General features: G+C 65.5%; 23 protein-coding genes. 5 read left to right on the top strand and 18 right to left on the bottom strand.

Translation table 11 applies throughout. From position 1 onward, the window contains the following. Window positions 1-7: 7 nt before the first annotated feature. The 5 genes from ACVCNR_RS18280 to ACVCNR_RS18260 are packed head-to-tail and all read right to left on the bottom strand — an operon-like array spanning window position 8 to window position 4,039. Window positions 8-637 carry a cysteine hydrolase family protein gene (locus ACVCNR_RS18280; protein WP_447075916.1) on the bottom strand — a complete coding sequence of 210 codons (630 nt, stop codon included), beginning with the start codon at window positions 635-637 and terminating at the stop codon, window positions 8-10. Then, window positions 634-1,644 (bottom strand): branched-chain amino acid ABC transporter permease, encoded by a 1,011-nt coding sequence (locus ACVCNR_RS18275; protein ID WP_447075915.1) that lies wholly within the window; start codon window positions 1,642-1,644, stop codon window positions 634-636. Before ACVCNR_RS18275 ends, ACVCNR_RS18280 begins: the two co-directional genes overlap by 4 nt. A 1-nt stretch (window position 1,645) precedes the next feature. Further along, window positions 1,646-2,536 (bottom strand): branched-chain amino acid ABC transporter permease, encoded by an 891-nt coding sequence (locus ACVCNR_RS18270; RefSeq protein ID WP_354195422.1) that lies wholly within the window; start codon window positions 2,534-2,536, stop codon window positions 1,646-1,648. Beyond that, window positions 2,533-3,255, bottom strand: coding sequence for an ABC transporter ATP-binding protein (locus tag ACVCNR_RS18265; protein ID WP_354195424.1), 723 nt, complete (start codon window positions 3,253-3,255; stop codon window positions 2,533-2,535). The genes ACVCNR_RS18270 and ACVCNR_RS18265 overlap by 4 nt, the downstream gene beginning before the upstream one ends. After that, on the bottom strand, window positions 3,248-4,039 hold the full coding sequence (locus ACVCNR_RS18260; RefSeq protein WP_354195426.1) for an ABC transporter ATP-binding protein: 792 nt from the start codon (window positions 4,037-4,039) through the stop codon (window positions 3,248-3,250). The genes ACVCNR_RS18265 and ACVCNR_RS18260 overlap by 8 nt, the downstream gene beginning before the upstream one ends. Window positions 4,040-4,165: 126 nt before the next feature. Here ACVCNR_RS18260 and ACVCNR_RS18255 point away from each other — a divergent pair, with 126 nt between their 5' ends. After that, window positions 4,166-4,957: an N-formylglutamate amidohydrolase gene (locus ACVCNR_RS18255; protein ID WP_447075914.1), complete on the top strand. Its 792-nt coding sequence runs from the start codon at window positions 4,166-4,168 to the stop codon at window positions 4,955-4,957. Between the two features lie 37 nt (window positions 4,958-4,994). Here the strand turns inward: ACVCNR_RS18255 and doeB are convergent, their stop codons facing one another. The 10 genes from doeB to ehuR all read right to left on the bottom strand — a co-directional run bounded on the left by doeB (window position 4,995) and on the right by ehuR (window position 14,619). Further along, window positions 4,995-5,981, bottom strand: a complete 987-nt coding sequence (gene doeB / locus ACVCNR_RS18250) for a N(2)-acetyl-L-2,4-diaminobutanoate deacetylase DoeB (RefSeq protein ID WP_447075912.1) — start codon at window positions 5,979-5,981, stop codon at window positions 4,995-4,997. A gap of 3 nt (window positions 5,982-5,984) precedes the next feature. Beyond that, complete coding sequence (doeA, locus tag ACVCNR_RS18245) at window positions 5,985-7,175, bottom strand: ectoine hydrolase DoeA (RefSeq protein WP_447075911.1); 1,191 nt, start codon at window positions 7,173-7,175, stop codon at window positions 5,985-5,987. Between the two features lie 35 nt (window positions 7,176-7,210). After that, window positions 7,211-8,203, bottom strand: a complete 993-nt coding sequence (eutC, locus tag ACVCNR_RS18240) for an ectoine utilization protein EutC (RefSeq protein ID WP_447075910.1) — start codon at window positions 8,201-8,203, stop codon at window positions 7,211-7,213. Further along, entirely contained in the window at window positions 8,200-9,186 is a 987-nt protein-coding gene (gene eutB, locus ACVCNR_RS18235; RefSeq protein ID WP_447075908.1) for a hydroxyectoine utilization dehydratase EutB, read from the bottom strand. Before eutB ends, eutC begins: the two co-directional genes overlap by 4 nt. A gap of 5 nt (window positions 9,187-9,191) precedes the next feature. Next, entirely contained in the window at window positions 9,192-9,971 is a 780-nt protein-coding gene (gene eutA, locus ACVCNR_RS18230; RefSeq protein WP_447075907.1) for an ectoine utilization protein EutA, read from the bottom strand. 3 nt (window positions 9,972-9,974) lie between these two features. Beyond that, complete coding sequence (gene ehuD / locus ACVCNR_RS18225; protein WP_447075906.1) at window positions 9,975-10,634, bottom strand: ectoine/hydroxyectoine ABC transporter permease subunit EhuD; 660 nt, start codon at window positions 10,632-10,634, stop codon at window positions 9,975-9,977. A gap of 16 nt (window positions 10,635-10,650) precedes the next feature. Next, entirely contained in the window at window positions 10,651-11,310 is a 660-nt protein-coding gene (gene ehuC, locus ACVCNR_RS18220; RefSeq protein ID WP_447075905.1) for an ectoine/hydroxyectoine ABC transporter permease subunit EhuC, read from the bottom strand. A gap of 84 nt (window positions 11,311-11,394) precedes the next feature. Next, window positions 11,395-12,246 (bottom strand): ectoine/hydroxyectoine ABC transporter substrate-binding protein EhuB, encoded by an 852-nt coding sequence (ehuB, locus tag ACVCNR_RS18215; RefSeq protein ID WP_354195444.1) that lies wholly within the window; start codon window positions 12,244-12,246, stop codon window positions 11,395-11,397. A 73-nt stretch (window positions 12,247-12,319) separates the two neighbouring features. Beyond that, entirely contained in the window at window positions 12,320-13,105 is a 786-nt protein-coding gene (ehuA, locus tag ACVCNR_RS18210; protein ID WP_354195446.1) for an ectoine/hydroxyectoine ABC transporter ATP-binding protein EhuA, read from the bottom strand. Between the two features lie 128 nt (window positions 13,106-13,233). Further along, complete coding sequence (ehuR, locus tag ACVCNR_RS18205) at window positions 13,234-14,619, bottom strand: MocR-like ectoine utilization transcription factor EhuR (RefSeq protein ID WP_447075903.1); 1,386 nt, start codon at window positions 14,617-14,619, stop codon at window positions 13,234-13,236. A gap of 86 nt (window positions 14,620-14,705) precedes the next feature. Between ehuR and ACVCNR_RS18200 the strand changes: the two genes are divergently transcribed. From ACVCNR_RS18200 to ACVCNR_RS18185, 4 genes are all read left to right on the top strand, one after another. Next, on the top strand, window positions 14,706-15,197 hold the full coding sequence (locus ACVCNR_RS18200) for an Lrp/AsnC family transcriptional regulator (RefSeq protein ID WP_354195450.1): 492 nt from the start codon (window positions 14,706-14,708) through the stop codon (window positions 15,195-15,197). A 229-nt stretch (window positions 15,198-15,426) separates the two neighbouring features. Beyond that, window positions 15,427-16,920 (top strand): NAD-dependent succinate-semialdehyde dehydrogenase, encoded by a 1,494-nt coding sequence (locus ACVCNR_RS18195; protein WP_447075902.1) that lies wholly within the window; start codon window positions 15,427-15,429, stop codon window positions 16,918-16,920. Between the two features lie 31 nt (window positions 16,921-16,951). Then, entirely contained in the window at window positions 16,952-18,325 is a 1,374-nt protein-coding gene (locus tag ACVCNR_RS18190) for an aspartate aminotransferase family protein (RefSeq protein WP_447075901.1), read from the top strand. A 1-nt stretch (window position 18,326) separates the two neighbouring features. Beyond that, window positions 18,327-19,439: an alcohol dehydrogenase family protein gene (locus tag ACVCNR_RS18185; protein WP_447075900.1), complete on the top strand. Its 1,113-nt coding sequence runs from the start codon at window positions 18,327-18,329 to the stop codon at window positions 19,437-19,439. Between the two features lie 10 nt (window positions 19,440-19,449). Here ACVCNR_RS18185 and ACVCNR_RS18180 read toward each other — a convergent pair whose 3' ends face one another. From ACVCNR_RS18180 to ACVCNR_RS18170, 3 genes are read right to left on the bottom strand one after another with little or no spacing between them, the layout of a single operon-like run. Next, complete coding sequence (locus ACVCNR_RS18180) at window positions 19,450-21,009, bottom strand: indolepyruvate oxidoreductase subunit beta family protein (protein ID WP_447075899.1); 1,560 nt, start codon at window positions 21,007-21,009, stop codon at window positions 19,450-19,452. Further along, a complete protein-coding gene (locus ACVCNR_RS18175) occupies window positions 21,006-23,159 on the bottom strand; it encodes a thiamine pyrophosphate-dependent enzyme (RefSeq protein WP_447075898.1) in 2,154 nt (717 codons plus the stop codon). The genes ACVCNR_RS18180 and ACVCNR_RS18175 overlap by 4 nt, the downstream gene beginning before the upstream one ends. Window positions 23,160-23,170: 11 nt before the next feature. Beyond that, entirely contained in the window at window positions 23,171-23,656 is a 486-nt protein-coding gene (locus tag ACVCNR_RS18170; RefSeq protein ID WP_447075897.1) for a MarR family winged helix-turn-helix transcriptional regulator, read from the bottom strand. Window positions 23,657-23,715: the final 59 nt, after the last annotated feature.

Below are 23,715 nucleotides of genomic sequence, written 5' to 3'. Positions count from 1 at the left end.
AAGCTGGTCAGGACCCGAGTTTTTTAAGCAGGCTGTCGGTGATTTCGGTCCGGCAATAGCCCTTGAAGGCGTTGAGCGCCGCGACATGGCGCTCCTGCGTATCGGTGGCGCAGCCGTCGCTGACGCAGATCATGTGGAAACCTCGATCGGCGCCGTCGCGGATGGTGTGGTCGACGCACTGGTCGGTGAGGAAGCCGGTGACGATGATGGTGTCGAGGCCGATATTGCGCGCCAGATATTCGAAATTGGTCGAGTTGAAGAGGCTGGACGAGGTCTTGGGAATGACCATCTCGTCACCGACCGGGGCGAGTTCGTCAATCACCCTGGCGTCATGCGAACCCTTGGCGATGAAGAAGTTCGACAGCTTGTAGTCGAGGCTGCGGTCGCGGCCGTCCTGCGTGAAATTCTCCATCACCGTATAGATCACCTCGATGCCGCACCGGCGGCAGGCTGCCGCCAGCCTTTGCAGGTTCGGGATGACGGTTTCGCGCGCCTGCCGGTAGAAGGTCGGCCGGGGCTGGCGGTTGGGTTCGTCCATCACCCAGTTCTGGGCGTCGATGATCAGGAGACCGGTGCGCTCGGGCACGATCGGCTGGGCGCGCGAGGCGTAGATGTCGCGCGGGCGCGGTGCGTTCATGGCAGAAAACCTCCGAAGATGCGGCGCACGAAACGCGGCTCGCCGGACCCCAGCAGCCCGTTCGGGCGGAAGAACAGGACGAGGATCAGGCCCAGCGCCACGATGACCTGGCTGAGGCCGTAGAGGCCGAGCTTTTCCTCCAGTGGGCGCACGGCTTCCGACAATCCGGTCAGTGCGACGGCGGCGACGATGGAGCCGGTGATGCTGCCGGTGCCGCCGATCACCACCATGGCGACGAGGTTGAATGCCATCACAACGGAGTAGGATTTGGGCGTCACCACGGTGATCAGGTGCACCATCAGGCCGCCGGCAACGGCAGCGAAGAAAGCGCCCAGCACGAAGGCCAGCATGCGGATGCGATAGGTGCTGACGCCGGAGCTTTCGGCCGCCAGCGCGTTCTCGCGCGTGGCCATCATCGCCCGCCCCAGCGAGGAGAATTTCAGGCGCAGCGCCGTATAGACGACCACGGCGGCAAAGCCGAAGCACCACCAGATGCCGGTGAGCCTCGGAATGCCGTTGAGGCCGGAGCCGCCCCTCGTCAGGCCGGTCCAGTTGGTGGCCAGTCCCTGCACGATGACGATCAGGCCGAGCGTTGCCACGGCCAGGTAATGCCCTTTCAGGCGCAGCACCGGCAGGCCGACGAGGAAGGCGATGACCGCGCCGGTTATGCCGGCCACCAGCAGCGCCGGCAGCAGCGGAAGCTGGGTCGTCATCAGGAACGACGGCAGGTCCGGCAGCATGAAATCCTTGCGCCCGGGCGGAAAGGTCAGCACGGCCGAGACATATGCGCCGATGGTCATGAAGGCCGGATGACCGAGAGAGAACAGGCCGGCCAGCCCGTTGCTGATATTGAGCGACACGGCGAGCGCCATGTTGATCAGCATGATGGCAAGGAGGGTCACCAGATAGGAGCTGAGCACTGCCTGTGCCCCATAGACCAGGGCGGCGCAGGCGCCCAGAATGGCGATGCCGGCGACCGGACCGGTGAAGCTGCGGACCGCCGTCATGTCAGGCTCTTTCCTCGACATGACGCACGAACAGTCCCGATGGCTTGAGAAGCAGGATGAGGATGAGCATCGTGAACACGAACACATCGCGATAGCCGGCGAATTCCGGCGGCAGCAGGCCGACGAACAGCACCTCAGCCAGACCCAGCAGATAGCCGCCCAGCATGGCCCCGCCGATCGAGCCCACGCCGCCGATCACGCAGGCGATGAAGGCCTTCAGCCCCGGCGCGAAACCGAGCAGCGGATCGATCTGGCCGAACTTGCCGCCCCACAGCAGCCCCGCCGCGGCGGCCAGCGCCGAGCCGATGGCGAAGGCGGTGAGGATCGTGCGATTGACGGCGATGCCCATCAGCCGCGCCGCCGCTAAATTGTCGGCGGTGGCGCGCATGGCGGTGCCCAGCCGCGTGCGGTAGACGATGACGAGCAGCAGCGCGATCAGCACCACCGTCAGGCCGATGATGGTGAGATCGGTGAGCGAGGCGCTGACCGTGCCGATCTGCACGCGCTGGCGCATGAAGGCGGGAAAGAGGAAGTTACGCGGCTGACCCGACAGGATCATCAGGCCGGTGTTCTGGATGACGATCGAGACGGCCAGCGTGGCGATGAAGCCCGTGACCTGCTGCGCGCCGCGCATCGGGCGGAACACAGTCGCCTCGATGGTCATGCCGGCCAGTGCGCCGACCAGCAGCACGAACATCAGGATCAGCGGCCATGGCACGCCGTAGGCGACGAGGCCGAGCGTGGTGAAAGCGCCGATCATCACCAGATCGCCATGGGCGAAATTGATCAGCCGCACGATGCCGTAGATCATCGAAAAGCCGATGGCGACCAGCGCATAGAGGCTGCCCAGCGCCAGCCCGTTGATGATCTGCTGGAAGACATACTGGCTCATTGCGCCATCCCCAGATAGGCCTGCCGCACCCGGTCGTTGCCGGCAAGCTCCGATCCGGTTCCCGACAGGGTGATGACGCCGTTTTCCAGCACATAGGCGCGGTCGGCGATGTCGAGCGCCATGGCGGCGTTCTGCTCGACCAGCAGGATCGTCGTTCCCTGCTCCTTCAACGTCGCGATCACGTCGAAGATGCGCTCGATCATCTGCGGGGCCAAGCCCAGCGAAGGCTCGTCGAGCAGCAGCAGGCGGGGTTGCGCCAGAAGGGCGCGGCCGATGGCCAGCATCATCTGCTCGCCTCCCGACAGGGTGCCGCCGGCCGAATTCGCGCGCTCCTTAAGGATCGGAAACAGGTCGTGGACACGCTCCAGCGTGTTGCGCACTTCGTCGCGGTCGCCGCGCAGATAGGCGCCCATGGCGAGGTTCTCCGCCACGCTGAGCGAGTGGAAAATCTGCCGCCCCTCCGGCGACTGGACCAGCCCCTCGCCGACGATCCGCTCGGGCGTCGCGCGGGTGAGATCGACAGGTCCCGAGGTTCCCTTGAAGACGGCGGCTCCCGAACCGGGCCGCAGCAGCCCGGAAAGCGTCTGCAAGGTGGTCGACTTGCCGGCTCCGTTGGCGCCGATCAGCGCTGCCGTCTCGCCCTCGCGCACATCGAGCGATATGCCCTTGAGCACATGGGTGGCGCCGCGAAACACATGCAGGTCTCGCACCTCAAGCATTTGCGCCGCCACTTCGCCTTGTGCCGAGATAGGCTTCGATGACGCCGGGATCGTTCTGCACCTCCGTCGGGGTGCCGTCCGCCACCAGCCTCCCGCGATTGAGCACCTGAATGCGCTGGCAGAGCCCCATGACCAGGCGCATGTCGTGCTCGACCACCATCACGGCGATGCCGAGTTGCCGGTTGACGCCGCGTATGAGGGCAACGAGCGCTTCGGTCTCCGACGGGTTGAGACCGGCTGCGGGCTCGTCGAGCAAAAGGGCGGCCGGCTCGCTGGCCAGAGCGCGCGCGATCTCGACCCGGCGCTGGTCCCCATAGGAAAGGTCTCCGGCGCGGCGCGCCGCCATATGGGCCAGACCGGTCAGCTCCGCGATCTCCATCGCCCGCTGCCCGATCACGCCTTCAGCCCGGCGGAAGGCCGGCAGTTGCAGCAGCGTGGAGACAAAGGATGCACCGTGGCGCATATGCGCGCCGCACATGATGTTTTCCAGGACGGAAAGATCACTGAACAGGCGGATGTTCTGGAAGGTACGCGCGACGCCGCGGCGCGCCAGCGCGTTGGGCGCCCTCCCCGTAAGATCCTCGCCAGCAATACGGATGCGCCCGGAGGTCGGGCGGATAATGCCGGTCAACAGATTGAACGCCGTGGTCTTGCCGGCCCCGTTGGGGCCGATCAGGCCGACGAGTTCGCCCTGGCGCAATGCCAGCGAATAGCCCTCGACCGCCACCAGACCGCCGAAGCGGCGGGACAGGCTGTCCGCAGTGATGACGTCCGGCGCCGACACGCTCGCTATCGTTCCCCGTTTTCTGCTGCATGAAGCGTATTCGTGAATAGGCGTTTGCGTCAACCAAAAGATACAAGTACAAAGATAATAGCGATTTTGTACAATTTCGTACATCGGAGGACCATCATGTCGCCCCAGCCTTCCGCCGTCGTGCCGTCCCGGCTTCTGGGCGCTGGCGAGCCGCATCCGCTGGAGGTGTTCAATCCGCAGGGCACTTCGGACTTCTTCCTGATCTGCGAGCATGCGGGCCGGCTCCTTCCGGCCAGCCTCGGCACCTTGGGCCTCGACGAGGTGGACCGCTCCCGGCATATCGCGTGGGACATCGGCGCCCGCGATATCGCAATGGAACTTGCCACGCTGCTGGACGCGCCGCTCTACATGCAGCGCTATTCGCGTCTGGTCTGCGACTGCAACCGCCAGCCGGACGTCGCGTCCTTCATTCCTGAGATCAGCGAAACGACCGTTGTTCCCGGCAATACGAACCTGTCATCGGAAGAAATCGAGGCGCGCATCACGGAGGTTTTCCATCCGTTCCACGACGCGGTGACCGAAGCCCTCGACGCCCGCGACACGGCGGGCCGTCGAACGATCCTGGCCACGGTGCATTCCTTCACGCCGGTCTTCAAGGGCGTCGCCCGTCCTTGGCAGATCGGCGTGCTGTTCAACCGCGACACGGTGCTCGCACCGCGGGTCGTGCATTATCTTCAGGCCAACACCGACTACGCGGTAGGGGTGAACGAGCCCTATGCGGTGGGCGACGACACCGACTATGCCATTCCCGTCCATGGCGAGAAACGCGGCTATCCTTGCGTTGAGTTCGAGATCCGCAACGACCTGACGACAGGCAGAAAGGCCGTCGAGGACTGGGCCCGGCTGCTCGCTGCCAGCCTCCGGCAGGCCGCCGAAGTGGTGGCGTGACGCATCGGCGGGCAAGCGTTCGGCGGTGCGGTTGGAATTATTGCGCCACGACACACATGCAGTCGCCGGCCTTGACGAGGCCGGGGAAATGCCGGGCGACGAGAAGGCCGGGCATTTTTGCCCTGACCTTCTGCGGCGCGATACCGGTGCGGCCGAGGGAGTGGATGCGGGCAATGACCATGCCCTCGCGCACGTCCTCGCCAAGGTCCACCATGGTCTCGAACATGCCGTCGTCCTCTGCGAAAGCGAAGCAATCGTCGGACGGCATGTCCAGCCAGCGGGTTTGGGCCTTCTCGACCGCCCCATCCAGAATGCCGGCATGGCGCAGCACATTGGCGATGCCGCGCCGTGCGATGCGCACCGTTTCGGCACGGGCCGTGCCGCCGCCGCCAAGCTCGGTGGTGACGAAGACCTTGCCCATTTCCTCCGCCGCCGTGTCGTACATGCCCACGGCATCGATTTCGCGCATCTTCATCGAGAACGGTGCCGAGAAGGCCTCCACCGCCGCGAAGGCCTTCGCCTCCTGCGCCTTGTCCGGGAGGATATGCGCCGCGCAATAGGGCAGGAAATCGAGCGTACGGCCGCCCGAATGGAAATCGAAGACGATATCGGCACGCGGCAGCAGCTCGCGCTGGAAATAGTCGGCGATCTTTTCCGTCGCCGTGCCGTCCGGCCTGCCGGGGAACGAACGGTTCATGTTGCCCTTGTCGATGGGCGAGGTGCGCGTGCCCGCACGGAAGGCCGGATAGTTCATGGCCGGCACGATGATGACCGTGCCGGAAACCTGGCCCGGATCCAGCGTGCGCGCCAGTTCGTAGAGGGCCAGCGGCCCCTCATATTCGTCGCCATGATTGGCCCCGGTCAGCAGCGCCGTCGGACCTTCACCGTTCCTGACCACGCAGATCGGGATCATCACCGAGCCCCAGGCGGAATCGTCGCGGCTGTAGGGGAGGCGCAGGAAACCGTGCTGCACCCCATCGCGGTCGAAATCGACGGTCGGGGAAATGGGGGAAGGCTTCGGCATGTCCTAGTCCTTCACCACCAGCTTGCGCGGCACATTGGCGAGGCATTCGACGCCGGTCTCGGTGATGAGGATGGATTCGGTAATCTCCAGCCCCATGTCTTCCAGCCACAGGCCGGTCATGAAATGGAAGGTCATGCCGGATTTCAGCTCGGTGCGGTCACCGGGGCGCAGGCTCATGGTGCGCTCGCCCCAGTCCGGCGGATAGGAAAGCCCGATCGAATAGCCGGTGCGGTTGTCCTTGACGATGCCGTACTTCTTCAGCACCGCGAAGAAGGCGTTGGCGATGTCCTCGCAGGCATTGCCGGGCTTTGCCGCCGCCAGCCCGGCCTCCATGCCTTCCAGCGTCGCCTTCTCGGCGTCGAGGAACGCTTGCGTCGGCTTGCCGAGGAACACCGTTCGCGAAAGCGGGCAGTGGTAGCGGTGATAGCAGCCGGCGATCTCGAAGAAGGTGCCCTCGCCCGCCTTCATCGGCCTGTCGTCCCAGGTGAGATGCGGTGCGGAAGCATCGGCCCCGGACGGCAGCAGCGGCACGATGGCCGGATAGTCGCCGCCGAACCGGCCATCGGGCCCGTCCACGCCGCGCGTGCCGGCGTCATAGATCTCGGCCACCAGATCGCATTTGCGCATGCCCACCTCGACCTTGTCGAGGATGCGCTGGTGCATGGCCTCCACGATGCGAGCGGCCTTCTTCATATAGCCGATCTCGGTCGGGCTCTTGATGGCGCGCTGCCAGTTCACCAGCGCCGTCGCATCCTCGAAGCGCGCATTGGGCAAATGCTGTTGCAGCGAGGCGAAGGCTTTGGCCGAGAACCAGTAATTGTCCATCTCGACGCCGATGCGCTTCGCGCCCCACCCCTTGTCGGCGAGGATGCCGGCCAGATAATCCATCGGATGACGCTCAGTGGACTGCACATAGTGATCGGGATAGCCGATGATGTTTTCCGGGCTGAGATAGGCCGTGCGCCTTGCCCCGTTGGCGTCCTGTCCGCGTCCGAACCAGATCGGCTCGCCCTCCGGCGGCACGACCACGGCCTGATGCACATAGAACGACCACCCGTCATAGCCGGTCAGCCAGGCCATGTTGGAGGGATCGGAGCAGATCAGGAGATCGATGCCTTCCGCATCCATGGCCCGGCGCGTCTTTTCCAGACGCTCGCCATATTCCTCCCGGCTGAATTTCAGGTTGGGCTGCATTCTCGACGTTCCTCGTTAGGGCCTTGCGGCCGGCATCAGCTTTCCAGAATGGTCCCCGCCCCGACTGCCCGGGCGCGGTCGCGCGCCAGCGTGGCGATGGCCGTATCCTGCACGCCGGTGCCGGTGAGATCGGCCAGCGTGATGTCGGAGGCGGAACGGCGGCCGGGCTTGAGACCGGCGACGATCTGGCCGAGTTCCGTGACTCCGGCATCGGCGGTAACCAGCCCGGCATCGATGGCATGGTGCAACTCGCCCAGCCGGCGCGTCTGCGCGGCGCTGTCGGCGACATAAAGATCGACCATGCGGATGATCGCCGGCGCGATCTCGTTCTTGTGTTCCGCATCCGAACCCATGGCAGTGATGTGCTGGCCGGCGGAGACGAAGCCGGCATGGATGAGCGGCTCGGTCGCCGGCGTCGTGGTCACGATCACGTCGGCATCGGCGGCAGCCTTTGCCGCATCCGGCTCGGCACGCACTTCGATGCCCAGAAGTTCGCGCAGTTCGCCGGCGGTGCGTTCGGCCCTGGCCGGGTCGCGGGCCCAGATGCGCGCCTGCTTTATCGGCCGCACCAGCTTCAGCGCCTCCAGTTGCAGCTTCGCCTGCATGCCGGCGCCGAAAATGGCGGCGACGGCGGCATCCTCGCGCGCCAGATGTTTGGCCGCTACTGCCCCCGCAGCAGCGGTGCGGACATCGGTGAGGTAGCCATTGTCGAGCAGCAGCGCTTCGGTCAGCCCGGTCGTGGCCGAAAGCAGAACCATCAGCCCGTTGGTGCTCGGCAGGCCGAGCTTCGGATTGTCGAAGAAGCCGGGGCTGATCTTGATGGCGAAGCCGTCGATTCCCGGCACATAGGCCGTCTTGACGTCGACCTCGCCGCGATGCTCGGGAATGTCGAGCCGCAGGATCGGCGGCATGGCCACCTTCTGCGTGGCGAGCGCCCGGAATGCGTTCTCAACGCAGGCCACAGCGTCAAGGTCGAGCTTCACGATCTGCCGCAGGTCGGCTTCGGTGAGGATGGTCATCGACCTCATGCCGCGCGCTCCGCTTCCGCCGTCCCACATACGATGCTTCGATGCAGGCCCATGTCGATGTTGCGGCCGGACAGGACGAGGACGGTCGGCCCGGACGGCTTCACCTTTCCGGCCAGCAGTGCTGCAATGCCGACCGCCCCGGCCCCCTCCACGATCTCGCGTTCCTGCTCATAGGCATGGACGATGCCGGCGGCGATCTCATCCTCGGAAAGCAGCACCACATCGTCGAGAAGGTCGCGGCACATGGCGAAGGTCAGCCGGTTGTCGAGCCCGACGCCGCCGCCGAGCGAATCCGCCAGCGTCGGCAGTTCCTTCACCTGCACCGGCCGGCCGGCATCGAGGCTGGCCTTCATCGCCGGCCCGCGCTCCATGGAAATGCCGATGACTTTTGCCGATGGCTTCAGGCCCTTGACCGCCGCTGCCACGCCCGCCGCCAGCCCGCCGCCGGACAGCGGCACCAGCACCGTGGCCACATTCGGCACGGCTTCCCCGATTTCCAGCCCGAGCGTGCCCTGCCCCGCGATAATGGCCGGATCGTCGAAGGGCGGCACCATCGCCAGTCCCTCATCCGCCACCAGACGCTCGACTTCGACCTGGGCGTCGTCCTGGCTGTTGCCGACGATGCGGATTTCGGCACCGAGCCGGCGGATTTCATCGACCTTGTTGGCCGGCACCAGCTTCGACATGCAGATTACGGCGCGCACGCCTTCCAGCCGCGCCGCATGGGCCAGCGCCCGACCGTGATTGCCGGTGGAAGCGGCCACCACGCCCCGCGCCTTTTCCTGCGGGCTCAATGAGGCGATCGCATTGGACGCGCCGCGCAGCTTGAAGCTGCCGGTGATCTGGCGCTGTTCCAGCTTGAGATGCACCGGCACGCCGAACCGTTCGCTCAGCGATGTGGAGGAAACCGTCGGCGTCGCCACGATGCGATCGGCGATGCGTCGGCGCGCGGCTTCGATGTCATGGAGAGGGACTGTCTGCATGGCGATCAATCAAGGGCAAGCGGCAGGGTCATCAGCCGCCCCCATTGCAGGCGTGGTTCGGCATCGCCGCACAGGCGCAGGCAGTTCCATGCCGTCGCCTGATTGGAGGTCACCACCGGCCGGCCGATCGCGGCCTCGATTTCGGCGGCGACGCCGGCCGAACGCAGCGCCGTGCAGGAGATGAAGAGCGCCTCCGCATCATCGGCCATGGCTTCGCGCGCCAGATCGACCAGCGCGGAGGGCTTTATGCGCGCCATCTCCCGGTCGTCATCCAGGCCGAGGCAGGTGAAGCTTGCCAGATCGAACCCATGCCGGCGGAAATAGTCGGACATCGGCCGGCCGGTCTCCGTCACATAGGGGGTAAGCACGCTGATGCGCCGGGCGCCGAGCGCCTTGAGGCCGCGCATGGCGGCCATGGTGGGCGTCACCATCGGCACGCCGGGCTTGGCCGCGCGGATCGCCGCCTCGATCTCGCCATCGCCGATCACCACCGAGGCCGAGGTGCAGGAATAGCAGATGGCATCGAGCGGCTCGCCGGGCAGGATGAGGGAGGCACCTTCGGTCAGCGCCGGCTGCATGCGGCGCAGGTTCTCCGGCGTGGTCGGATTGGCATAGGCAATGCGCGCCACATAGACGCCGATGCGGTCGCTCGCCACCATGCGGCGGAAATCCGGCTCCGTGGTGTGGTCCGTGGCCAGGATGACGAGGCCGACGCGCCTTTCCAGCGGACGCGGATCGAGCGGCGGGCGGTTGCCGTGAAGGCGGATATCGACGGGAGCATCCATGGCCTAGCTCTCCACTCGCCCGAAACGCCGTTCCAGCCAGCGCAGCAACACCACCGAAAACAGGCTGATAACGAGGAAGAAGGCGCCCACCAGCGTCATCGGCTCGATATAGCGGTAGTAGGTGTTGGCGACGCTCTTGGCCTGGTTCATCAGTTCCAGCACGGTGATGGCCGACAGCAGCGGCGTTTCCTTGAACATGGCGATGAAATAGTTGGCCAGCGCGGGGATCATCGGCGGGATGGCCTGCGGCAGGATGATATGCATCCATGTCTGGCGCGCATCGAGGTTGCAGGCCTTGGCCGCCTCCCACTGCCCGCGCGGCACATTGTCGATACCGGCCCGGTAAACCTCGGCCGTATAGGTGCCATAGTGCAGGCCGAGCCCGATGACGCCGGCCAGCAGCGGCGGCAAAAGGATGCCGAAATCGGGCAGGATATAGAAGATGAAGTAGAGCTGCACCAGAAGCGGCGTGCCACGGATGAACTCGGCGAAGAAGCCGACCGGCCGCGACACCAGCCGGTTGGAGGAGCGGCGCAGCAGGGCGATGGCAAGGCCGACCACCGCCGCCAGCGCCGAGCCGAGGATGGTGGCGAGAACGGTGATCTTCACCCCCTCGATGAGGGTGGGCATGATCTCACGGACGAAGTTCCAATCCCATTCCATTAGCGGGCCCACTCCATCACACACGCACCCCGTCGATGCCGCGCGCAAGCCGCCGCTCGAGGCTGCGCACGCCCCAGGAGATGACCAGCGCCAGCGCGAAATAGCCGATCAGGATGGCGCTGAACGGCACCAGCGTGTTGCCGGTCTGGGCACGCACCACCTGTGCCTGGAAGGTCAGGTCGGCCAGCGAGATCAGCGACACGATCGAGGTCGCCTTCAACAGCTCGATGGCGTTGTTGCCGAAGGTCGGCAGCATGAGAAGGAAGGCCTGCGGCAGGATGACATGGCGCATGCCCTGCCAGCGGCCGAGATTGAGCGCCACGCAGGCCTCATATTGCTCCTTGCCGATGGATTGCATCGCACCACGCACCACCTCCGCCCCATAGGCGCCGACATTGAGGCCGAGCGCCAGCACACCCGCCTGCAAGGGCGTCAGTTCGATGCCGAGGAACGGCAGCACGAAATAGGCCCAGAACAGCTGCACGAAGATCGAGGTGCCGCGGAAGAACTCGATATAGGCGGTGGCCAGTGCCCTGACGGCGAAGAAGCGCGACAGCCGGCCGAGCCCCGCCACAAAAGCCATGAAGAGCGCCAGCACCGATCCCATCAGCGCCAGCTCGATGGTGACGAGCGCGCCCTGCAGCATCAGGCCGACATATCCGGACCAGTCGATCATGGAGCCCTGTCGAGTTCGATTTCCGAATTCTCTCTCACCCGCCCTTCGCCCTGCTCGGACAGAGGGCGGGTGAGGAATCAGGATTTACTGGGCAGCGCACTGCTTCTCGCGGGTCGTCGAGATCGCCGCAGCGGCCGAGAAGCCGTAGGGCTCGATAATCTTGGCGAACTCGCCGGACTCCTTCATCTTCGCCAGTTCGACGTCGAAGGCATCGCGCAGCGCGGTATCCTTTTTGTTGAAGGCCGCGCCATCGCAATAGACCGGCGCGCCCTCGACCGGCGCGATGACCTCAAGGTTTGGATCGTTGGCCTTCTGGACCAGATCGTTGATCGACAGCACCGGCAGCGAATAGGCGTCGATGCGGCCATCCTGCACCATCTTGAGGCCGCTCTGGCCGTCCGGCACCACGATCACGCGGTCGCGCGGCACGCCAGCGTTGAGCGCCAGTTTCTCCTCGGTGCCGCCGCCCGGCGCACCGATCCTGGCGGACGGATCCTTGGCGACGTCCTCATAGCTCTTGAAGCCCTTGGGATTGCCTTTCTTCACCAGCATCGCCTCGGCATCGCACAGCACCGGCTCCGAATAGGCGACCGCCGCGCAGCGCTCCGGCTTCATGAACAGGCCGGCGGTGACGACATCGAAGCGGCCCGCCTGAAGGCCGGGGATCATGGCTCCATATTCGGAGATCGAAGCGACAACGTCTTCCACCCCGAGACGCTTGAACACCTCGCGCGCCACATCGGGAGCGGCGCCGGAGACCTTGCCGTCGGCGGCCACCGCCGTATAGGGCGGCTCGTTGGCGATGGCGAGGCGGGCAAAGCCCTGCGCCTTCAACTGTTCCAGCTTGGCGTCATCGGCTTTTGCGGTGGCGGAGACGGCCAGAACGGCAGCGAAGGCCAGTCCGGCGGCGCCTGCAAGAATTCCCATTTTTCTCATTGTTCCCGGTTCCTCTTCTGTTTTCTGTCTTGCGGTTTCTGCGGCATTCGGCGCGGCAAGCCGCTCCGTGCGGTCAGACCCGATGTCCGGCCGCGATGATCTTCTTCAGGAAGCTTTGCGTGCGCTCCTGCTTCGGATTGCGGAAGATCTCCTCCGGCCTGCCCTCTTCCACGATGCGGCCGCGGTCGAAGAATAGCACGCGGTCGGCGAAGTCATGGGCGAAACCCATCTCGTGGGTGACCAGAAGCATGGTCATGTCGGTCTCGTCGGCCAGCCGGCGCATGACGTTCAGCACCTCCTCGACCAGTTCCGGATCGAGCGCCGAGGTGACCTCGTCGAACAGCATGATCTTGGGCGACAGCGCCAGCGCCCGCGCAATCGCCACGCGCTGCTTCTGGCCGCCGGAAAGCTGTGCGGGCATGGCCTTGGCCTTGTCGGCCATGCCCACCATGTCGAGCAGTTCCATGGCGCGCTTCTGTGCCTGCGCCTTCGGCACGCCCTTGGTCAGCATCGGTGCCAGGGTCACATTGTCGAGCACGCATTTGTGCGGAAACAGGTTGAAGAGCTGGAACACCATGCCGATCTTCTGGCGCATCCTGGCCAGATGCCGCTCGTCGGCGGGCACAAGCTTGCCTCCGCGCTCCATATGGTAAAGCTGCTCGCCCTCGACCTCGATATGGCCGCCGTCGATGCGTTCCAGCGTCATGAGGATGCGCAGGATCGTGGTCTTGCCGGAACCCGAGGGGCCGATCAGCGCCAGCTTCTCGCCGGGCATGACCTGCATCGACAAGCCGTCCAGCACCTTGAAGGCACCGAAGCTCTTGGTGATCGAATCGATCCTGACAATGGGTTCGGCCAATGTCTTCCCCGCTCAAGAGGATGTTCCGGTCTTTACGATGAGGACGACTTCAAATCATGTCAATTGCCAAAATAATATCATGACAATATTTGCGAGGTCGTCGAATTTCGAGCGAAAAACAGGCGCCTCTAGATGGCCAGCAGCAGGTGTTCCGGATCGGCCAGCAGCAGCCGGGTGACGACGCCCAGCCCGGTGCGCAACTCGCTCTCGGTGGTCGAGCCGAGCGAAATGCGCACCGCCGGTTGCCATGGCCCCTCCGCAATGCGGAAGGAAGCGCCGGGCGCGATGGCCACGCTTTGCAGGCGCGCCTGCGCGACGAACCCTTCCTCGGCGCGGCCATCCGGCAGCGGCAGCCAGATATGCAGGCCGTCGCGATGGGCGCGGAAGGCAATCCCCTCCAGCGCCTCCGCGGCGATGGCGAGTCGGCGGCGCACGGCTTCGCGCTGCCAGCGCACCAGCTCCATGGCGGTGCCGTCGCTCACCCATTTGGTGGCGATCTCCGCCACCATCGGCGTCGCCATCCAGTTCGTCACCAGATGCCGGTTGGCAACGGCCGTGACGTAGCGGTCCGGCACGGCCAGATAGCCGATGCGCAGGCCCGGCACGGTGATCTTGCTGAACGAAGTGACATAAAGGGTGCGTTCCGGCGCGAAATGGGCGACAGGCGGGGCGCGATCCTCGACCAGCGGGCCGAGCACATCGTTCTCGATGATGGCGATGTCGTGCCGGCGCGCCACTTCGGCCAGTTGCGAACGGCGCACCGAACCCATCAGCGAGGCCGTGGGATTGATGACCGAGGGCTGCACAAACACGGCGCGGATGTCGTTCTGGCGGCAGGCCGCATCGAGTGCCTCGGGCACGATGCCCTCGTCGTCGATCGGCAGCCCCTCCAGATTGAAGCCGAGATAGCGCGCCAGCGGCACCAGCGTATGGTGTCCGATGGCTTCGGTGGCCACGGTGGAACCGGGCGGGGCAACGCTCATCAAGGCCACCGTCATGCCTCCGGTGGCGCCGTTGGTCAGCGTGACGTTCTGCGGCGAGACCTCCAATCCGCAGGCCCGCAGCCATTCCACGGCCACAGCGCGGTGGCGGGGAAACACCATGTTGGGGCGGAACGACAGCGCCGAACTGGCCGGCAGCTCACCCGCCAGCCAGGCCAGACCCTGCTTCAGCCGCTCCAGATGCATCAGCTCGCACACCGGCTTGAGGATCGACAGGTCGATGACCTCGCCGGGGCGCTCGGGCAGATAGGGCGGGTCGGGCTCGCGGCGCTGGGTCTGCACGAAGCTGCCGCGGCCGATCTCCCCGACAACGAGGTCACGCCTGATCAACTCCTCATAGGCGCGGCTTACCGTCTGCACCGAAAGCGCCAGCTCGTCCGCCAGCGCCCTGTGGGTGGGCAGGCGCTCGCCGTTTTCGAGCCGGCCGTCATGGATGGCGCGGGCGAACTGGTCGGCCAGCGACAGATAGGCAGGGCGGCGGATCAGGGCGGGGTCGGGTCGCCATTGTGTCATGACTTCATTAGAGATCGAAATCAGTTCAATTGACAATCGAAATCATTCACCTTCATGGTGCGGTCGCAGCACGAAACCGGAACGCCATGGCCGCCACGAAGCTCGACGCGACAGACCTCAAGATCCTCGACGCCATCCAGCGCGACGGGCGCATCACCAAGCTGAAGCTCGCCGAGCAGGTTGGGCTGTCGCCAACACCGTGCTGGATGCGGCTGGCGCGGCTGGAAAAGGCCGGCATCGTCACCGGCTACCATGCCCGCGTCTCGGTGCGGGCGATTGCGCCGGTCACCAGCGTGCTGGTGGAGGTGACGCTCGCCAACCACCGGCAGGCGGACTTCGGGCGGTTCGAGCGGGTTGTGCGCGATACGCCCGAGATCGTCGCCTGCTGGTCGGTGGGAGGCGGCGTCGACTATCTGCTCAAGGTGATGACGCGCGACATCGACGCCTATCAGCGCCTGATTGATTCGCTGCTCGAACGCGAAATCGGCATCGACCGCTATTTCACCTACATCGTCACCAAGACCGTGAAGGACGACACCGTGCTGCCGGTGGCTGAACTGGCCGGCCCGGCCGGCTAGAGCATTTTTGCAGTCAGACGGAATTGTCTGACGTCGCATAAATGCGGCCAAGACAAATAGATGGAGCGGCAGCCCGGATTTATCCGGGCGTCCGCCGCTCTAAGCACAGGCAGAGACATCGCGCGTCATCCGGGCACGAAATAGAGACTTTCTCCATGCCGCCCGGCCGGAACGGACCCTCTCTCCCCTATCCCTGCCTAGACTGGTCCCGTCACAGGGAGGCCACGCCATGTCCGCGCATTTTTCCCGCCAGCAGCGCCACGAGGCGCTCGACCGTCTCGTCGACCGGCGGCTTTACCGCGAACTCGCCTATGTCGACGGCCACTGGACGGCCAGCGCGGCGGCCCGCAGCTTCGAAGTCACCGACCCGGCCAGCGGCGCGAGCCTCGCCTTCGTCGCCGCGCTGGACGAAGGACAGACCACGGAAGCCATCGCAGCCGCGTCGAGAGCGTTTCCCGCTTGGCGCGCGCTGCTGCCGCAGGAGCGCTCGCGCCTGCTGCGCAACTGGTACGAGCTGATCGTCGCCGCCAGGGAAGACCTCGCCCTGCTGATGACGCTGGAACAGGGCAAGCCGCTCAAGGAAGCGCGGGGCGAGATCGACTATGCCACCTCCTTCGTCGAATGGTATGCGGAAGAGGCCAAACGGCTCAACGTAGAGGGCGTAACCAGCCATCTGCCCGGCGCGGAAATGGCGGTGCGGCGCGAGCCGCTCGGCGTCGTCGGCATCGTGACGCCGTGGAACTTCCCGTCCGCCATGCTGACGCGCAAGGCCGCTGCTGCGTTGGCCGCCGGCTGCACCATCGTGGCGCATCCCTCCTCGCAAACGCCCCTTTCGGCTCTGGCGCTGGCCGAGCTTGGCGAACGTGCCGGCCTCCCCGCGGGCGTGTTCAACATCGTCACCGGCGCGGCAGCACCGATTGTCGATACGCTGTGCGCGAACAGCCGCGTGCGGGCGCTGAGCTTCACCGGTTCGACCGAGATCGGAAGGCGGATCGCCAGCCAGTGCGCACCAACCATGAAGCGGTTGGTGATGGAACTGGGCGGCCATGCGCCGCTGATCGTCTTCGCCGACGCCGATCCGGAACGTGCCGCGCAGACCGCGCTCGACGCCAAATTCGCCACGTCCGGGCAGGACTGCCTTGCCGCCAACCGCATCTATGTCGAGCGGCCGCTCTACGATGCCTTCTGTACGGCTTTTGCTCGCCGCATCGAGGCGCTGAAAGTAGCCGAGGGCCTGACGCCCGGCGCCGACATCGGCCCGCTGATGCATGAGCGGGCCGTCGCCAAGGTCGAGGAGCAGGTCGCCGACGCACTGACGCGCGGGGCACAGCTTGTCTGCGGCGGGTCACGCCATGAAGCCGGGCCGCTGTTCTTCCAGCCGACGCTGCTGGCCGGCGTGCCCGACGATGCGCTGATCATGCGCGAGGAAACCTTCGGGCCAGTCGCCGCCGTCACCGCCTTCGACAGCGAGGACGAGGTTGTCGCCCGCGCCAATGACACCGAATATGGCCTCGTCGCCTATGTGGTGACGCAGAACGGTGCGCGGCAGCGGCGCATGGCCAATGCGCTGGACTATGGCATGGTCGCCATCAACCGCGTCAAGATCACCGGCGCGCCGATCCCCTTCGGCGGCGTCAAGCAATCCGGGCTCGGCCGCGAAGGCTCCCGCCACGGGATCGAGGCCTTCACGGACCTCAAATATATCTGCCTCGACCTGGCGTGAGCCAGCCGGCGAATCTGCAAAGGAGACAACTATGCTCGACAAGTCCAACGAACTCGCCGCCTGGGATCGCGACCACTTCTTCCACCCCTCCACCCATATGGGCATGCATGCGCGCGGCGAGACGCCGAACCGCATCATGGCCGGCGGCGAAGGCGTGACGATCTGGGACACCGACGGCAGGAAGAGCATCGATGCCTTTGCTGGACTCTATTGCGTCAATGTCGGCTATGGCCGCCAGAAAATCGCCGACGCCATTGCCGAACAGGCCAAGGAGCTTGCCTATTATCATGCCTATGTCGGCCACGGCACCGACGCCTCGATACGGCTGGCCAAGATGATCATCGACCGTGCGCCGCAAGGCATGAGCCGCGTCTATTTCGGCCTGTCGGGCTCGGATGCCAACGAAACCAACATTAAGCTGATCTGGTACTACAACAATGTGCTCGGCCGGCCCGAGAAGAAGAAGATCATCTCGCGCTGGCGCGGCTATCACGGCTCGGGCGTCATGACCGGCTCGCTGACCGGTCTCGCCGCCTTCCACAACGCCTTCGACCTGCCGCGCGTCCCGATCCTGCACACCGAAGCGCCGTATTACTTCCGCCGCGAGGATCGCTCGCTGTCGGAAGAACAGTTCTCGCAATATTGCGCCGACAGACTGGAAGAGATGATCCTCGCCGAAGGACCGGACACCATCGCCGCCTTCATCGGCGAGCCGGTTCTGGGCACCGGCGGCATCGTGCCGCCTCCGGCCGGCTACTGGCCGAAGATTCAGGCCGTTCTCGACAAATACGACATCCTGCTCGTCGCGGACGAGGTGGTGACCGGCTTCGGACGGCTGGGCTCGATGTTCGGCTCCGACCATTACGGCATGAGGCCGGACCTCATCACCATCGCCAAGGGGCTGACCTCGGCCTATGCACCGCTCTCCGGCGTCATCGTCGGCGAAAGGATGTGGGAAGGGCTGGTCAAGGGTTCCGACGCGCTCGGCCCGATCGGCCATGGCTGGACCTATTCCGCCCATCCGATCTGTGCCGCGGCCGGCGTCGCCAATCTGGAATTGATCGACGAACTCGATCTGGTGACCAATGCCGGCGAAGTCGGTCCCTATTTCAGGGACGCGCTGCAAGAGGCGGTCGGCGGCCACGGGAATGTCGGCGAGGTGCGCGGCGAAGGCCTGCTGGCGGCGGTCGAATTCGTCAAGGATCGCGACGATCGCACCTTCTTCGACGCCGCCGACAAGATCGGCCCGCAGGTGGCGGCCGCACTGGCCGAGCGCGGCGTCCTCGGCCGGGCCATGCCGCAGGGCGACATTCTTGGCTTCGCCCCGCCGCTCTGCCTGAAGAAAAAAGAAGCTGATACCGTCGTCGCGAAGACGGCGGATGCGGTGAAGAGCGTGCTGGGCTGAAATGACAACACCTCCCCTCCTCCCCGATACCATGGCGGCCGTCCTGCTGACCGGCCACGGCGGGCTCGACAAGCTCGTCTACCGCACCGATGTTGCCGTGCCGAAACCTGCGCCCGGCGAGGTGCTGGTGAAAGTCACAGCCTGCGGCATGAACAACACCGATGTGTGGGTGCGTGAAGGCGCCTACGGCACGGAGGAGGATGCGGCCGCAGTCTCAACCTGGCGCCGACAGGGCAACACGCTGACCTTCCCGCGCATACAGGGCGCCGACACCGTGGGAACCATCGTCGCCACCGGCGAAGGCGTTCTCACGGGGCGCATCGGCGAGCGGGTAATGGTGGACTTCTCCATCTACAACCGCGACGACGATTCGCTGGCCGACATCGACTATATGGGCCATGGCCGCGACGGCGGCTATGCCGAATACCAGGCGTTGCCGGCCGAAAACGCCCATGCCGTCGATACCGATCTGACCGACGTCGAACTGGCCACCTTCTGCTGCGCCTACCTTACCGGCGAGCACATGTTGGAGCGTGCCGGGCTGAAGGAAGGCGAGCGCGTGCTGGTCACCGGCGCCTCCGGCGGTGTCGGCTCGGGCATCGTGCAGCTTGCCCGCGCCCGTGGCGCCATTCCCTATGCCGTGGTCGGTAAGGGCAAAGAACAGGCCATCCTCGATATCGGCGCGGAAAAGGTCGTCACGCGGGGCGTTGCCGACCTGCCGGAAGCGGTTGCCAAAGCCACCGGAGGCCGGCCGATCGACGTGGTGGCCGATCTGGTCGGCGGGCCGCTGTTCAACGACCTGTTGCGCATCCTGCGTCCCGAAGGACGCTACACCACCGCCGGCGCCATCGCCGGGCCGGTCGTGCAGCTCGACCTGCGCACCATGTATCTGAAGCAGCTCCAGCTTCACGGGTCCTCTCAAGGGACGCGCAAGGATTTCCGGCGTCTGGTGCGTTATATCGAGGATGGCAAGATCCGGCCATTGGTGGGCGGCGTCCATCGGCTGTCGGATTTCCACCGCGCCCAATCGGATTTCATGGCCAAGGCATTTATCGGCAAACTGGTGGTCGTGCCGGACGCGGTTCATGATGCGCAGGCGGACGGCCGCTCGTGAGCGGATAAGCCTATCCGCTCGACGGCTCGGCAAAGGACCGCACGGTGCGGATCGCGCCGTCGAGCGCGACGCCATCGGCATCGGCAAGGGCCGCCTCGCGCAATCGCCTGATCCAGTCGGCAGCGTCGGGCCGGCCGCGCAGCAGGTCCAGGCAGGACAGCACCCTGTCGAACTTGGACTGGCCGCGCTTGTGGGTATCCGAATAGCCCTTGATCAGCCGGCGGCACTTCAGCACTTCGACGCCGAGGGCATAGTCGGATGCGCGTTCCCGCTCGGCAACAGCCAGCCACTCCTCGAGATGACGGCTCTCGACCTGATGGCGCAGCAGGCCGCGGCGCCAGCGGCGCAGACCGGCAAGCGACCAGAGAGTGCCAAAGCCGAGCATGCCGTCCGTACGGATCCGGCGCCCCCTGTCGACAAGCCGGTTGAACGACTTCATCAGCCCCGGCCGCCGCTCTATCGCCGCTCCCAGCCTCGCCGGCAGCAGGCCGCAGATCTCTTCCATGCGTGGATGGAAATATTCGGTGGTCCGCAGTGTCTGACCTTCACGCAGACGGACCTCGATGCGGACCCGGGCCGCGCGCGCCGGCCTGGTCTTGAGATCGGCCACGCGGATTATGTCGTCATAGACCATGGCGTTGGCGACATATTTCGCCGCCTCGCGTGAAAAGGCCCAGCTTCTTGCCTCTTCATCGGCGGCGACGATCCGCTCCAGCCGGCCGAGATATTCGGCGCCATAGGCGGGATCGAGGAAATCCACGACCTTGACCAGACCGGGCCCGGCCAGTTCGCGCACCGGCGGCGGCAGGCGTTCGACGCGACCCAGAAGACCGTTCCACGCATCCCGGAGCCGGGCCGGCGTATTTGCAGGCTTCGGCTTCACGGCCGGGGCAGCCGGTTCGTCCTCACCATCACCACTGGCCGCGCGCTCATAGGCAAGGGCAAAGGCCCGCAAGCTGGCGTCCACGCCCTTTCCGCCGGCCTTGATGGTTTCCTCGAAGGCATCGCGCGGGAACGGCAGTTCGCCCGATCCGGCCAGGGCACCGAACAGGCTTGCCGAGACGACGCTGCCCGCCTTCTTCGCCATGGTCTCCATGTCGAAATGAATGAAACGGCGCGAGGCCTCCCCTGCCCGCCGCAGCACCGTATCCGGCGAGGCCTTGCCGTCACCCGGCACGATTTTTTCCGAAACGGCCAGCATGCGATGGCTGGATGCGATCAGCGTGGTCCGCTCGGGCGTGACGAAGCCGCGCAATACCGCCCGGCCGGCTTCCACCAGTTCGGCGGCGATCAATATATCGACGTCGCCCGGCGCAGGACTGAGCGACAACACCGGCAGGGCATCGCCGCGGGCCGGATCGCGCGGCATCATCTCGACATAGTAGATCGTGGCGCCCGTGCGCTGGGCGACGCCGGCGACGGACGTGGACTGGACATGCCAGCCCGAGCGCTCTGCGACATCGGTCACCCAGCCGGACAGGACGCCGCCACCCTGGCCGCCCACGGCCAGTATTGCGATCTTGACGATTCCCCTTGTGGCATCGTCGCCTTCCGGCAAACCGTATTTCATGGCTGCGCCACTTTGAAGGAAAGACGGCGACGCTCCCGGCTGGTTTGCAAACTCGCGATCACGCGTCCGCGCAGAGTTGACCAGAACCGCTCCCATCCGGTGGGGTTGCTGACAACATCGGCCTGATAGAAGGACGGGCACAGCACCGCCGCATCCGCCACCTCACCGCAATTGCCGCAGCCGACGCAGTTCTCGTCGATCGCAGCCACCGGATCGTCGCGCAGCGGATCGTCGAGATGCTTGACGGTCAGCGACGGGCAGCCGGAAAGGCGCATGCAGGCGTGATCGCCGGTACACACGTCCTCGTCGACGCCGAATTTGGTTCGCACAGCACGCTTGCCTTCCGCAATCGCCTTCTTCTTCAGCGGCGCCTCGCGCCGCTGGCGGTTGAGCATGCATTCCGAGGATGCCACGATGACCTTCGGCCCCTTCTCGGGCGTTGTCAGCGCTTCTTTCAGCGTGTCGCGCATCAGCCCGACATCGTAAGTGCGCTCAACATGGCGCACCCATTTCACGCCCATGCCCCTGATGGCATTGGTAATCGGATGATTGGTCGACTTGGTGCGATTGGAAGCGCGCGAGGACAGGATGTCCTGTCCGCCGGTGGCGGCCGAATAGTAGTTGTCGACCACCACGATGACGCCGTCGTTCTGGTTGAACACCGCATTGCCGATCGAGGAGGTCAGGCCGTTGTGCCAGAAACCGCCATCCCCGACGAAGGAGATGGAACGACGGCCGGCATCCGGCGCATTGAAGGCCGAGGCCGAGGCCGGCCCCAGCCCGTAGCCCATCGTCGTCGCGCCAAGCTCGAACGGAGGCATGATCGAGAACAGATGACAGCCGATGTCGGAGGCGATGTGGTGCTTGCCCAGTTCCTCCTCGGCAAGCTTGGTCGCGGCGAAGATCGGCCGTTCCGGGCAACCGACGCAAAAGCCCGGCGGCCGCGCAGGCACCGCTTTCGCAAGGTCGTCCCAGATCGGCGGAGCGGGTACGTTGGGAGCCCGGATTTCCGGCGCCAGCAGGTCGCCCGCATGCTGGCGCAGGAAACCGCCGATGCCGGCCAGCATCACGTCGCCGGAATATTCGCCGGCCATGGGCAGCATGCCCTTGCCTTCCAGCTTCACGGAGCCGCCGGCTTTGTAGAGCATGGCGCCCAGCGCCTGCTCGATATAGTCGGGCTGGCCCTCCTCGACCACAAGCACGGCGTCCTTGCCCTCGCAGAACCGGACCAGTTCATCCTCGATCAGCGGATAGGTGACGTTGAGAACATGGAGCGGCACCCGGGTTTCGCCGTAGAGGTCGGCAAGGCCCAGCCGCTGCAAGGCGCGAACGACGCCATTGTACATGCCGCCCTGGCAGATGATGCCGACCTTGCCCTCACCGCCGAAGGTCTCGTTCAGGCCATATCGCCTGATGTAGTCGATGGCCGCCGGCATGCGCTTCGATATCTTCTCCTTCTCGTGCAGGAAGGAGGCAGGCGGCAGCACGATGCGCTGCGTGTCGCGGCGCGGGTTTTCCAGCGCGTCGGCGACGGTCATGGCGGGCCGCTTATTGTCCCTGGCGATGAAGGAGCCATGGACATGGCAGCAGCGGATGCGCACCTGCAGCATGACCGGGGTGTTGGACGCTTCTGACAGTTCGAAACCATGTTCCACCGCCGCCACGATGGACGGCAGGTTGGGCCGCGGATCGAGCAGCCAGACCTGGCTCTTCATGGCAAAGGCATGGCTGCGCTCCTGCATGATCGAGGAGCCTTCGCCATAATCCTCGCCGACGATGATCAGCGCGCCGCCCGTCACCCCGCCCGAAGCGAGATTGGCGAGCGCATCCGAGGCGACGTTGGTGCCGACCGTCGACTTGAAGGTCGCGGCCCCGCGGATCGGATAATGGACCGAGGCCGCCAGCATGGCGGTGGCGGTTGCCTCGGAGGCGCTCGCCTCGAAATGCACCCCGAGTTCTCCGAGGATGTCCTGCGCGTCGGCCAGAACATCCATCAGATGGCTGATCGGCGCGCCCTGATAGCCGCCGACATAGCCGACCCCGCACTGGAGCAGAGCCTTGGTGATGGCGAGGATGCCCTCTCCGGTAAACTCCTGTCCCTCGCCCAGCTTGAGTTTCTGGACCTCCTTCGCGAAAGACCGCTCAGCCATCGGGTATCTCCTCAGAAATCATGCTTGCGGATGTTGGCCAGTATCTTCTGAAGGGTGGCGACGAAGGCTGCGTGTTCCCCGGGTTCGATACCGGCGAACATGCGCTCATAGCTGTCGCGCATGGTGGGCCACATCGTCTCGAAGGCGGCGCGGCCGGCGTCGGTGATCCAGATGCGCGTGGCCCGGCTGTCGTCGGGGTCGGGCGTGCGCCGGACCAGCCCGTTGGTCTCCAGCGCGTCGAGCGCGCGGCTCAGCGTCGAGTGCTCGATGACCGCATAGACCGCCAGCCTGCTGATAACGATGCCGTCGATGACCGACAGCACCGCCAGGCTGCGCATCTGCGGCGTGGTGAGCCCGAGCTTGGCCAGGTCTTGGCGCAGCGAGGCGTTGTAGCGCCCCATGATCCGGTTCATCAGATAGGGAGCGAACTGCTGCAAGCCGATCTCCCCGAGGCGTGGGCCGTCAATCTCGATATCGTCGGGCACACGCTCGTTCATCTGATCACCCTCGTCATTCGTCGCTTCCATTTGCCGGGCCGCCTGTTCCGGCCCGGCAT

Source organism: Aquamicrobium terrae (genome assembly GCF_052978165.1).
The sequence above is the reverse complement of the archived record's forward strand: the minus strand, read 5'-3'. Positions and strand labels throughout refer to the sequence as shown.

Coding starts and splice junctions, on each gene's coding strand:
- ACVCNR_RS18280 (WP_447075916.1), bottom strand. CDS start 637: ATGAACGCACCGCGCCCGCGCGACATCTACGCCTCGCGCGCCCAGCCG.
- ACVCNR_RS18275 (WP_447075915.1), bottom strand. CDS start 1,644: ATGACGGCGGTCCGCAGCTTCACCGGTCCGGTCGCCGGCATCGCCATT.
- ACVCNR_RS18270 (WP_354195422.1), bottom strand. CDS start 2,536: ATGAGCCAGTATGTCTTCCAGCAGATCATCAACGGGCTGGCGCTGGGC.
- ACVCNR_RS18265 (WP_354195424.1), bottom strand. CDS start 3,255: ATGCTTGAGGTGCGAGACCTGCATGTGTTTCGCGGCGCCACCCATGTG.
- ACVCNR_RS18255 (WP_447075914.1), top strand. CDS start 4,166: ATGTCGCCCCAGCCTTCCGCCGTCGTGCCGTCCCGGCTTCTGGGCGCT.
- doeB (WP_447075912.1), bottom strand. CDS start 5,981: ATGCCGAAGCCTTCCCCCATTTCCCCGACCGTCGATTTCGACCGCGAT.
- doeA (WP_447075911.1), bottom strand. CDS start 7,175: ATGCAGCCCAACCTGAAATTCAGCCGGGAGGAATATGGCGAGCGTCTG.
- eutC (WP_447075910.1), bottom strand. CDS start 8,203: ATGAGGTCGATGACCATCCTCACCGAAGCCGACCTGCGGCAGATCGTG.
- eutB (WP_447075908.1), bottom strand. CDS start 9,186: ATGCAGACAGTCCCTCTCCATGACATCGAAGCCGCGCGCCGACGCATC.
- eutA (WP_447075907.1), bottom strand. CDS start 9,971: ATGGATGCTCCCGTCGATATCCGCCTTCACGGCAACCGCCCGCCGCTC.
- ehuD (WP_447075906.1), bottom strand. CDS start 10,634: ATGGAATGGGATTGGAACTTCGTCCGTGAGATCATGCCCACCCTCATC.
- ehuC (WP_447075905.1), bottom strand. CDS start 11,310: ATGATCGACTGGTCCGGATATGTCGGCCTGATGCTGCAGGGCGCGCTC.
- ehuB (WP_354195444.1), bottom strand. CDS start 12,246: ATGAGAAAAATGGGAATTCTTGCAGGCGCCGCCGGACTGGCCTTCGCT.
- ehuR (WP_447075903.1), bottom strand. CDS start 14,619: ATGACACAATGGCGACCCGACCCCGCCCTGATCCGCCGCCCTGCCTAT.
- ACVCNR_RS18200 (WP_354195450.1), top strand. CDS start 14,706: ATGGCCGCCACGAAGCTCGACGCGACAGACCTCAAGATCCTCGACGCC.
- ACVCNR_RS18195 (WP_447075902.1), top strand. CDS start 15,427: ATGTCCGCGCATTTTTCCCGCCAGCAGCGCCACGAGGCGCTCGACCGT.
- ACVCNR_RS18190 (WP_447075901.1), top strand. CDS start 16,952: ATGCTCGACAAGTCCAACGAACTCGCCGCCTGGGATCGCGACCACTTC.
- ACVCNR_RS18185 (WP_447075900.1), top strand. CDS start 18,327: ATGACAACACCTCCCCTCCTCCCCGATACCATGGCGGCCGTCCTGCTG.
- ACVCNR_RS18180 (WP_447075899.1), bottom strand. CDS start 21,009: ATGAAATACGGTTTGCCGGAAGGCGACGATGCCACAAGGGGAATCGTC.
- ACVCNR_RS18175 (WP_447075898.1), bottom strand. CDS start 23,159: ATGGCTGAGCGGTCTTTCGCGAAGGAGGTCCAGAAACTCAAGCTGGGC.
- ACVCNR_RS18170 (WP_447075897.1), bottom strand. CDS start 23,656: ATGAACGAGCGTGTGCCCGACGATATCGAGATTGACGGCCCACGCCTC.